This window comes from Sphingobacterium sp. UBA6317 (genome assembly GCF_002440385.1).
GTDB classification, from domain to species: domain Bacteria; phylum Bacteroidota; class Bacteroidia; order Sphingobacteriales; family Sphingobacteriaceae; genus Sphingobacterium; species Sphingobacterium multivorum.
On the sequence record NZ_DJTD01000002.1, the window covers coordinates 76,796 to 87,977 of the forward strand.

General features: G+C 39.9%; 7 protein-coding genes. 4 read left to right on the plus strand and 3 right to left on the minus strand.

The window, feature by feature from the left end; translation table 11 throughout:
- The first annotated feature begins 56 nt into the window (after positions 1-56).
- A complete protein-coding gene (locus B3E92_RS00375) occupies positions 57-1,973 on the plus strand; it encodes a heavy metal translocating P-type ATPase (protein ID WP_286894829.1) in 1,917 nt (638 codons plus the stop codon).
- A gap of 83 nt (positions 1,974-2,056) precedes the next feature.
- Here the strand turns inward: B3E92_RS00375 and pgi are convergent, their stop codons facing one another.
- Complete coding sequence (pgi, locus tag B3E92_RS00380; protein WP_286894834.1) at positions 2,057-3,727, minus strand: glucose-6-phosphate isomerase; 1,671 nt, start codon at positions 3,725-3,727, stop codon at positions 2,057-2,059.
- 217 nt (positions 3,728-3,944) lie between these two features.
- Here pgi and prfB point away from each other — a divergent pair.
- The 3 genes from prfB (at position 3,945) to B3E92_RS00395 (ending at position 8,264) form a co-directional block, all read left to right on the plus strand.
- A protein-coding gene (gene prfB, locus B3E92_RS00385) for a peptide chain release factor 2 (RefSeq protein ID WP_112375267.1) occupies positions 3,945-5,028 on the plus strand; the annotation gives its coding sequence in 2 pieces (ribosomal slippage) (positions 3,945-4,004 and positions 4,006-5,028; 1,083 coding nt in all).
- A 454-nt stretch (positions 5,029-5,482) separates the two neighbouring features.
- A complete protein-coding gene (locus B3E92_RS00390) occupies positions 5,483-6,928 on the plus strand; it encodes a glycosyltransferase (RefSeq protein ID WP_286894831.1) in 1,446 nt (481 codons plus the stop codon).
- 34 nt (positions 6,929-6,962) lie between these two features.
- Positions 6,963-8,264, plus strand: a complete 1,302-nt coding sequence (locus B3E92_RS00395) for a nucleotide sugar dehydrogenase (RefSeq protein WP_115045954.1) — start codon at positions 6,963-6,965, stop codon at positions 8,262-8,264.
- Between the two features lie 293 nt (positions 8,265-8,557).
- Here B3E92_RS00395 and B3E92_RS00400 read toward each other — a convergent pair whose 3' ends face one another.
- Positions 8,558-9,193, minus strand: a complete 636-nt coding sequence (locus B3E92_RS00400) for a carbonic anhydrase family protein (protein WP_286709938.1) — start codon at positions 9,191-9,193, stop codon at positions 8,558-8,560.
- Positions 9,194-9,307: 114 nt separating this feature from the next.
- Positions 9,308-10,294 carry a phosphotransferase gene (locus tag B3E92_RS00405; RefSeq protein ID WP_312129510.1) on the minus strand — a complete coding sequence of 329 codons (987 nt, stop codon included), beginning with the start codon at positions 10,292-10,294 and terminating at the stop codon, positions 9,308-9,310.
- Between the last annotated feature and the right edge of the window lie 888 nt (positions 10,295-11,182).

Genomic DNA, 11,182 nt, shown 5'->3' on the forward strand with positions numbered 1-11,182 from the left:
CTCGCTTTTTACGGCAGAATTCGGTAAATTTAATTCTCATAAAGAACCGCTGATATATGTGCGAACACAACCACGAGCATAGCCATGCCACACCGGAGCATGGTCTTACAACAAAGGAACAGCCTTGGTGGATCACCCAACGTAAGCTCCTCATGGCACTCACCATCTTACTTACTTTACTCCTATTGAAATATGCGTTTAAGATCAGCCTTCCCTTTGGCATCAGCTTGACCTTAAATAGCGTTGCCTACCTTCTCGCGGGAATCCCCGTTATTCAAATGGCATTTCGCAAGGCAAGCCGTGGTGATATTTTTAATGAATTTTTTTTAATGACCGTTGCAACCTTGGGTGCTTTCGCCATTGGAGAATTTGAAGAGGGTGTCGCGGTAATGGTATTCTACCAAATCGGAGAGTGGTTTCAGGATACTGCCGTCGATAACGCCAAGAAATCAATTAAATCGCTATTGGATATCCGTCCCGATAAAGTAACGGTGCTGCGCAACGGGCAACAGCAGCAGGTAAATCCAAAAATCGTCACAATCGGTGAAATTATCCTTGTAAAAGCAGGAGAAAAAGTGGCGCTGGATGGTAAATTGAAAACGGAGAAAGCCGCATTTAATACCGCAGCATTGACTGGAGAGAGTAAACCCGATACAAAATATAAGGACGAAGCTGTTTTTGCAGGCATGATTAATCTGGAAACGGTTGTTGAGATCGAGGTAACCAATACATTTGAGGATAGCAAATTGAGCAAAATTCTCGAAATGGTCCAGGATGCTACCGCACGGAAGTCCAAAACACAATTGTTTATTGCCAGATTTGCCAAAATATATGTTCCTATTATTTTCGGCCTCGCGCTTTTGGTTCTTATTTTACCCCTGTTTTTTGTTCAGGACTATAGTTTTAAAGAATGGTTCTACCGGAGTTTGGTCTTCTTGGTGATCAGCTGTCCCTGTGCCCTGGTTGTTTCGATTCCCTTGGGGTATTTTGGTGGTATAGGTTTAGCCTCCCGAAATGGTATATTATTTAAGGGCGGGAACTTTCTCGATGCCATCACTTCAGTCGATACCGTTGTCATGGATAAAACGGGCACGCTTACAGCTGGTGTATTTGAGGTAACGGAAGTTTTTGCCGTCAATGGAGATCCAGCGGAATTACTGAACTATGCGAAAGCTATTGAGGCACATTCAACACACCCCATTGCGAAGGCGATCGCCAGTTATCATTCCGGCAGTGCCGCATTGCAAGCTGAGAAAATCCAGGAAATAGCAGGCCACGGACTTTTCGCCACTGTTAACGGAAAGCCCACACTCGCGGGCAATAGCAAATTACTGGACAAATTCAATATCAGCTATCCGGCAGAGCTAAGGCAAATGGCCTACTCCATTGTATTACTTGCCATCGAAGGTCACTATGCGGGTTATATTACTGTTGCAGATCGAATTAAACCAGATGCCAGGACTGTGATCCAAGCCATGCATGCTCAAGGTTTGTATACAGTCATGTTATCTGGAGATAAAACAGCGGTGGTAGATGAAGTCGCCAAAGAACTTGGACTCGACAAAGCCTATGGCGATCTTCTTCCTGAGGATAAAGTAAGCCATGTACAGCAGCTGATTGACCAAGGACGCCGCGTTGCCTTTGCCGGCGATGGCGTAAACGATGCCCCTGTAGTTGCCTTAGCACATGTAGGTATTGCTATGGGCGGACTGGGAGCTGATGCAACCATTGAAACTGCTGATGTGGTGATCCAGAACGATGAACCCCACAAGATCCTGTCTGCCATCAAAATCGGTAAAATTACCCGAAGCATTGTCTGGCAGAACGTCATTCTCGCGATGGGGATCAAAATCATTGTCTTGGTTCTTGGTGCCGGTGGTGTTGCAACGCTCTGGGAAGCCGTTATCGCCGATGTTGGGGTAGCACTTTTGGCTATTTTAAATGCCATTCGAATCCAGCAGAAAAAAGTCTAACTAAAAGCGGGGCTGTCCAAAAGTTGAACAGCCCCGTTTCTTCTATTTCATCCCGGATCTAATTTAGATCACAAAGAGCAATTTTAATCCCGCCAAGCTTTATAGGCATTGATCAATCCATTGGTAGAAGAGTCATGACTCATAACCGTATTGGCGTCACTTAATTCCGGAAGGATTTGATTGGCCAATTGTTTACCTAGCTCCACACCCCATTGATCAAAACTATAAATATTCCAGATCACACCCTGCACAAAAATCTTATGCTCATACAATGCGATAAGTCGTCCTAAAGTGCGTGGCGTCATTTTTTTGAATAGGATGGAATTCGTTGGGCGATTACCTTCAAAAACTTTATAGGCTTTCAGTGCTTCAATTTCCGGGTCCGACTTTCCGGCTTTCTTAAATTCAGCAACCACTTCGGCTTCCGTTTTGCCATTCATCAAAGCCTCAGTCTGCGCAAAAAAGTTAGACAACAGCAATTGGTGGTGGTTTCCGATCGGATTAAGACTATTGGCAGGTGCAATGAAATCACAAGGAATCAACTTGGTGCCCTGGTGAATCAACTGATAGAAGGCGTGCTGCCCGTTCGTACCAGGTTCACCCCAGATAATCGGTCCAGTCTGATAATCCACCTGTTGACCATTGCGATCAATATACTTACCGTTACTTTCCATATCCCCTTGCTGGAAATAAGCGGCAAAACGGTGTAGGTATTGATCGTAAGGAAGAATTGCGTGACTTTCCGCTTGGAAAAAATTATTGTACCATACACCAAGCAAAGCCAATATCACGGGAATATTGGATTCAAAGGAGGTTTCCTTAAAATGAACATCCGCTTCATAGGCACCTTTCAACAGTTCCTCGAAATTATCGAAGCCTATTGCCAAACTGATTGAAAGACCTATTGCAGACCACAGGGAATAACGTCCGCCCACCCAGTCCCAAAACTCAAACATATTCTGGGTATCTATTCCAAAGGCACGTACTGCTTCTGTATTGGTGCTCAATGCAGCAAAATGCTTAGCGACATCTTCCTGAAGGGCACCACTGGCCAGAAACCAATCTTTAGCGGTATGGGCATTGGCCATCGTTTCCTGTGTTGTGAAAGTTTTTGATGCAATCAAAAACAACGTTGTTTCAGGATCCACAGCTTTCAATGTTTCAGCAATGTGCGTACCGTCTACATTAGAAACAAAATGGACATTTAACCGCGTCTTATAAGCTTTTAATGCTTCTGTTACCATCACAGGGCCGAGATCTGAACCTCCAATACCGATATTAACTACATCGGTAATTTCTTTTCCTGTATATCCTTTCCACTGGCCAGATAGAATCTCTTCGGTGAAAGTTCTCATGTGTGCCAACACTCGTTTAACATCAGGCATGACGTCCTTTCCATCCACATATACGGGTTGGCCGGATTGGTTTCTCAAAGCGGTGTGTAACACCGGTCTGTTTTCGGTCACGTTGATCCGCTCGCCCGAGAACATAGCCGCTATCGCTTCTTCAAGACCACATTCTTTAGCCAGCTGTACCAAGAGCGCTTTTGTCTCTGCAGTAATCCGATTTTTGGAGTAATCCAAAAGTATATCTTCAAAAGCGATCGAGAACTTCTCAAAACGTGCGGGATCTGCGGCGAAAAGTGTGCGTAAATCATTTTTTTCGCTATTGTTAGATAGCCCTGATAAAGAACCAAAATGCTGTGCTAGATTCGTATAGGCCGCAGTCTTTGTAAAATTAATTTTTGGGAACATACTGTTTTTACTGAAATTAGTTGTTTTAAACATCAATAAGAGCCTTCTGTATTTCATTGTTACACATCGTGTAGATCCTTAAATGAAGGTTTATTCTGTTGACAATACCAAAACTAAAAAAAAAAGGTCAAATTATCTCTATTTGACCATCTATAGGACGCGAAGTTATTAAGATAGAAGCGCGAATTTATTAATTAAAATTTCTACTTTAGCGGATATGACAAAAGAACAAATTCAAGACTTGAGGGATCGTGTTACTTCCCTGAGGAGGCATCTTTGACATCGATGCACGCAAAGAAGAAATAGAAAGAGATCAAGCTATTACGCTTGAAGCAAGCTTTTGGGATGATTCCAAAGCTGCAGAAAAAATACTCTTGGCCATAAAAAACCAAAAGGTATGGACAGACCACTTCGACGAAGTTGCAGCGGCGGTTGAAGACGCCTATGTCATGTATGAATTCTTCCAATCTGGCGACGCGAGTGAAAAAGAAGTGGACGATCAATATAGAGTAGCTTTAGAGAAAGTCGAGGAGCTCGAGTTCAAAAACATGCTTAGTGCCGAAGAGGATCAGCTGGATGCAATCTTACAGATTACAGCTGGTGCCGGAGGAACTGAAAGCTGTGACTGGGCTGCCATGCTGATGCGGATGTATATTATGTGGGGCGAGAAAAATGGGTATAGGGTGACCGAACAAGATTCGCAGGAAGGTGATGTTGCAGGTATCAAGAGTGTAACGTTACAGATATCCGGAGATTTTGCTTATGGCTACCTGAAGGGCGAAAATGGTGTACACAGGCTCGTTCGGATTTCTCCATTTGATTCCAATGCAAAACGCCATACCTCGTTTGCTTCTGTTTATGTCTATCCTTTGATTGATGATAATATTGAGATTGATGTTAAGGATTCAGAAATCGAATGGGATACTTTCCGCTCGGGTGGTGCAGGAGGTCAGAATGTCAATAAAGTGGAAACAGCTGTTCGATTACACCACAAACCTACTGGCATTATTATTAAAAATCAGGAATCCAGATCGCAATTACAAAACAAAGAAAATGCGATGCGCTTATTGAAATCACAGTTATATGAGATTGAAATGCGTAAACGCCAGGAAGCTACCGCTGCTATTGAAGGAAACAAAAAGAAAATCGAATGGGGATCCCAAATTCGAAATTATGTCCTCCATCCTTACAAGTTAATTAAAGATTTACGGACCAATTACGAAACCTCCAATACACAAGCTGTCCTGGACGGTGATCTAAATGATTTTCTAAAAAATTATCTAATGGAATTTGGTGGATAAAGACTATTCCGAAACTTGATGATATTGAAGACGTCCCCCTTTGGAGGCGTCTTTTTTTTGTATTATCCTTTGCTTTTTTTATTTGGCTTAAGCTGAATTTCTTCAACCTGCACATTGCCCCCTTTCCTACACAGTTTGTCACAAAAACTGTCAATTTCTTTTAACAATCTGCATGCAAATGTTAAAAAACCTTAAAAGTCTATTGAATCGATCGTCGTTATATTTTGGCATAATTCTGTTACAATAAAATCACAAAACACTAAAAATCAACAGATTAATTACTTATTATTTGTATCAAGAACGTTACAATTAGAAGGGATTGCTTATTTTTGGCACGAAATAAAGGCATGTCTTTTGCGTTAATGGAATCGTAATATTTTCATTACAAAAGATACCGACAGCGGTATCTCTTTAAACACTGAACGAAAGAATGTATATCTAAAATAGAACGGTTATGAATTACATGAAAGGCAACTCGATCGTATCCAAGCAGATGACCAAAAAATGGAAGCCTGCGGTATATGATGTAAATGCAGGAGAAAAGCGATCTGATCACACAGTGAGCAAAAACGAGGAAAGCAACTTTGGACCAAAAGAATATGGTATTTTTGGAGCCACTTTTTTTATACTATTTGCGTCAGTTTTTGGCGTATACATGCTTCAACCAGATTTTGACGCATTACGTTTCCAACGTTTAGACAGCATCGGCGGAACATTTTTAATTGCGTTGGGAATATTTCTTGCTGTTGTTGCTATCAGCTTTTTGATTTTTTTGATTGTACTGCATCGTAAATATAAACCCATTGCTTCAGTATCGGACGATGAGCTACCGACTTGTACGATTATCGTTCCAGCTTATAACGAAGGACAATTAGTTTATGATACCTTACATAGTTTGGCTAGCAGCGATTATCCGGAGAAGAAATTGCAGATTATTGCAATCGACGACGGTAGTAAAGATAATACCTTTGCTTGGATACAACGTGCCAAAATGGAATTGGGCGATCGTGTTGAAATTTATCAGCAGCCCAAGAATATGGGTAAGAGACATGCCTTGTACCGTGGATTTAAGTTAGGTACGGGAGAGATTTTCATCACGGTTGATAGTGACTCTATTGTTAAAAAGGATACCATACGTAATATGGCGAGTCCATTTGTAACAAACAAGGAATGTGGGGCAGTTGCGGGTAATGTGCGTGTATTGAATACTAAAAAAGCGATTATACCGCGTATGTTGAATGTGAGCTTCGTATTCAGTTTTGAGTTTGTGCGTTCTGCACAAAGTATGTTGGGTACTGTCATGTGTACACCAGGAGCATTATCTGGCTATCGTAAAGAGGCTGTCATGAACTGTTTGGAAGATTGGATTAACCAGACTTTTATGGGACAACCGTCTGATATCGGTGAAGATCGCGCGATGACCAATATGATCCTGAAACAGGGGTATCATGTTCTATTTCAATCCAACGCATACGTTTATACCGACACACCTGTACGTTACAAAAATCTGTACAAGATGTTTATCCGTTGGGAACGAAGCAACGTGCGTGAAAACATTGCGATGAGTCAATTTGCATTTAAGAATTTCCGTCAGGGACCTAAATGGGGAGCACGTATCTTATTGCTTATGCAATGGAAAAAAGTGTTATTGTCTTATCCGATGATATTACTGATGTTATGGACCGTATTTCATTATCCACTGATGTTCTTAAGCTCAACATTGGTCGGTATCTTAATATTTTCCAGCGGCCAGGCCTATTTCTTTGCTTCCAAAAACTCGGATGCCAAAGAAGCTTTCTGGGCATATAGTTACAGTATATTCTACGCCTTCAGTTTATTCTGGATTACACCCTATGCCATAGCAACAGCTGGACGCAGAGGTTGGTTGACAAGAGGTTAAATTTAAAGCAAAGAACGTATATTTACAGCTATATATGAGAGATTTTCAGGTAAAAAAAATTGCCATCATTGGTCAAGGATATGTCGGATTGCCGTTAGCAATAGCATTTTCCGATTATTTCCCCGTGATTGGATTTGATATTAATGAAACACGTATTGATGAACTTAGGCGCGGTGTTGACCGTACACTGGAAGCTGATAAAAAAGAACTGGAACGTGCAAGAGAGCTATTTCTCACATCAAACCAAAGTAAGGGATATGATGCGAGTAATTCTACCGCAGACATTGCTGATGCAAACGTATACATAGTCACTGTACCAACTCCGATAGATCGCTATAATTCACCAGACTTGTCACCATTGTTGGAGGCATCTAAAATGATTGGCGGATTATTAAATCCGGGCGATTTGGTTATTTATGAATCTACCGTCTATCCTGGTTGTACTGAAGAAGAGTGTATACCTGTTTTGGAAAGTTGCTCGGGATTAAAATTTAACCAAGATTTTTTTGTTGGTTATTCACCAGAACGTATTAATCCAGGCGATAAAGTAAATTCACTTCAAAAGGTCATGAAAGTGACTTCTGGAAGTACACCTGAGGCAGGATTGGTGGTAGATGGACTTTATAAGAATATTATTGAAGCCGGGACACATTTGGCGCCCTCAATCAAAGTTGCCGAAGCTGCCAAGGTGATCGAAAATGCGCAGCGCGATGTAAATATCTCCTTTATGAATGAGCTCGCGCTAATCTTCGACCGTGTAGGAATAGATACACAGGATGTGTTAGATGCTGCGGGCACAAAATATAATTTTCTACGTTTTAAACCAGGACTAGTGGGCGGTCATTGTATTTCTGTAGACCCCTACTACCTCGCTCAAAAAGCAACTCAACTAGGTTATCACCCACATGTTATTTTATCTGGAAGAGAAGTAAATGATCAGATCGCCTCCTTCATCGCATCAAAAGTGGTGAAATTGATGATTCAGAAAAACATCAAATTTGAAGGGGCAAAAGCGTTAGTATTGGGCATCACCTTCAAAGAAAACTGTCCTGATATGAGAAATAGTAAAGTTATAGATATGATTCAGGATCTTCAAGAATTTGGTCTAAAAGTCGACATTTATGATCCATGGGTCAATAGAGATGAAGTGAAATCACATTTTAATTTAAAACTATTATCGGATCTTCCCGAATCTGCAGATTATGACAGTGTTATTCTGGCTGTGGGACACCGAGAGTTCTTACATTTAGATCTCAATAATTTAAAAAAGAACCCATCCGTAGTTTTTGATATCAAGGGCATACTCGATCGAAAATTTGTAGATGCCCGCTTATAAAGATCCGTTCTAATAGTATTTTTTCAAATCCTGATCTACTTGTCAAAAATTTAAGCAGATCAGGATTTTTAGTATCTGGCATTTTGTGCAATCGTTTGATAAAAAAACATTACTATATTTCTGTTTTTAATATTAACTCAACACCACAATTATAATTTAACCTAATTAAACTAGGGATGTTACACAAATTGCGGTAATCATGAAACAGTTAGATGACACAGAACTATTCGCATGGATTCAAGCAAATGACCGTCATGCTTTTTATTCTTAAAAAGTATACACGACCTTTCGGCTTATAGCCAACTTACGCTACCAGTTTCGACGTCATAGTTCGCTCCGACAATTTTAATTTTACCCTCTTCTTCCAATTTCCGGAGCGTTGAACTCTGTTTGCGAATGTCACGGATTGCATGTTTAATATTCTGTTGATTTAGTTTTTCAAGCAGTACACTATTTTTAGAAGAACGTTCTTCCCCCTGCTCGATCACTTCATTGATGATCGGGTCGAAATGATTAATCAAATGATTTAGGTTATCCATTCCCATACCCTCGATCTGCGCCGCATCCAATCCTCCTTTTAATGCCCCACATTTGGTATGCCCCAAAACGACAACAAGTTTAGAACCGGCCACATTGCAACCAAACTCCATCGATCCCAAAATATCCTGATTGACAAAATTTCCGGCAATCCGGATACTGAAGATATCACCCAGTCCCTGATCAAATATAAGTTCAGCTGAAGTACGGCTATCGATGCAGCTTAACACCACGGCGAATGGCCACTGCCCTTCACGTGTAGCGTTCACCTGTTCGAGAAGATCGCGGTTAGCTTTCAGGTTATTAACAAAGCGCTTGTTTCCTTCTTTCAGGAAGTCCAATGCCTTTTGTGGGGTAATTGTTGATTGTGTTTCGTACGTATGTGCCTTCATAAAATTATATTATTTGGAATAGTAAAGGTAAAATTAATACGTTACATTTTAATTACCAACAAAACAAAATACCTCCCTCAACGTAAAACCGAATTAATATTCCTTAATCTTGCCTTATTTAACCACAGTGACTTCTTTCTTTTCGTAATAGTCCATCCAAGCTTTAATTCTTCCGACAAACATTTTAAGATAGTTTTCTGTCAAAAATATATTGGACCAATCAAATCTTTGCGCCTGTATGCCAAGATAAAAAATAAAAATAGCAGCGCCAGCTTTCGGTATTAACCTGAGCTCTTTTTCAGATAAAGGTCTATTACTTTGGTATCCACGCAGGAAACTTTGGATTTTTAATTCATACAGCTCTTTATCTGATTCTATGAAAAACAGCTGTTTGCAGAAATATCCAACGTCTAAAATTTGCCATCCATTTCCACAAAAGTCAAAGTCAAAAATGGTAATCTCATGCTCGTCTGTAACAGCCATATTATCATACCAGATATCCATATGTATAATTCCGGTTTTCGTATGATCAAAATCTGAATTTTGAAAATTTCTGCCAAACTCCTTGATGAATTCCATTTCTGGCAACTTGTCTGAGAAGAATTGTTGTAAATACGCATAAGGTAATTCTATAAGCGACTTCTTATTGTAAGACACACGGTTAATGTTCTTGTTTTCGGTATGGTTATGGATATTTGCCATTAGAGAACCTATCCGAAAGCACGTTTCGATGTCCATAAATCGAATTTTCTCCCCTTGAGCAAAGGAAAAAAGTACAACGTATCTGATTCCTTCAGGCGCATTTATTTCTTGAATGAACCCTCCGTCTTTATCTTCAATTGGAAAAGAAACGCTTAAATTATTCTTCTTCAATGATTTCAAAAATTCAAGTTCTTCAATAATTTCGGATTTTGACCGCCAATTATGACTATAAACGCGCAAAACGTATTTCGTTTCGCTGTTGGAAAGAAAATACGTATGGTTCATTCCTGTTCTGAATAAGGAACATTGGTATTTGTCGTCTAGGCCATATCTATTTATCACAAAATCGCCTAATTGTTTGGCAGAAAGAGTAGAAGCTATAACAGGAAATGTTGTCATTTTTTTTCTGGAAGTTCGTATTGGTTTTGTAGATACTCAAAGATAAAAAAAGCTTGCAATATGAATTGCAAGCTTTTTTAAGTTTTTAATCTTTCGATCTGTAGCCCGTAGGGGAATAACACTCTTCGGGCAATAATCTCTTTATCAGTGTTTTACAAACTTTCGTTTTCCCAACTCACTGAATCCCTCACTGGTTTGACATACGTTTTAGCTGCAATTGCTATGATGCTAAGATACAAAATTTCTGTGATGTAAGAATGAAATATCAACGGAAAAGGGCTTTGCGAAGGCGGGGCTTTTACAAACTAAAAGTTCAACTAAAAACTGAACCGAGCAAAATCCATTTTCGTTTTTTCAAACTTACAAAAAAATAAAAAACGAAATGGTTTTTGCGGCTGAAATTGCGAAAATCGTCAACGCAAGGGACATTCACCCCGCTTTTGCAAAACCCATGTTGTACGCAGTCTCTTTAATCACTCCAAGGTATCCTCATTCCAGTACCTTGACAAGCAAAACAAATACCTCCTTGATAGTAATTATATTCAGGAAGAAACCCTGTTCCGCCACATCTTTCACAAGTTTCAGTTAATATTTTCTCTGATAATCATTTGTCAAAATAAATTGGAACCCCTTCTGTTTCATGAACTTTAATATGACAATCTGTACATAATGTTGTTAACGCGTCATCATATTCCCATGGCAACAAGTTCCTTATATAGTCTCTCCTTAAACCACCCATAACTTACTGATTATTAGTATTTTCGGTTTAAAATAGCTTGTTTTTTATTGCAAGAATTTGTATCTTAGAGCTTTAAAAGCTTGCAAATATGTTGGGGAAAAATCCAGAAAAGAAGCCAGAATTATTCCGCCCAATGTTGGTGGATTTTA

What these genes read in the sequence shown, in the direction of transcription:
- B3E92_RS00375 (WP_286894829.1), top strand. Translation starts at nt 57, where the DNA reads ATGTGCGAACACAACCACGAGCATAGCCATGCCACACCGGAGCATGGT.
- B3E92_RS00405 (WP_312129510.1), bottom strand. Translation starts at nt 10,294, where the DNA reads ATGACAACATTTCCTGTTATAGCTTCTACTCTTTCTGCCAAACAATTA.
- B3E92_RS00400 (WP_286709938.1), bottom strand. Translation starts at nt 9,193, where the DNA reads ATGAAGGCACATACGTACGAAACACAATCAACAATTACCCCACAAAAG.
- B3E92_RS00395 (WP_115045954.1), top strand. Translation starts at nt 6,963, where the DNA reads ATGAGAGATTTTCAGGTAAAAAAAATTGCCATCATTGGTCAAGGATAT.
- B3E92_RS00390 (WP_286894831.1), top strand. Translation starts at nt 5,483, where the DNA reads ATGAATTACATGAAAGGCAACTCGATCGTATCCAAGCAGATGACCAAA.
- pgi (WP_286894834.1), bottom strand. Translation starts at nt 3,727, where the DNA reads ATGTTCCCAAAAATTAATTTTACAAAGACTGCGGCCTATACGAATCTA.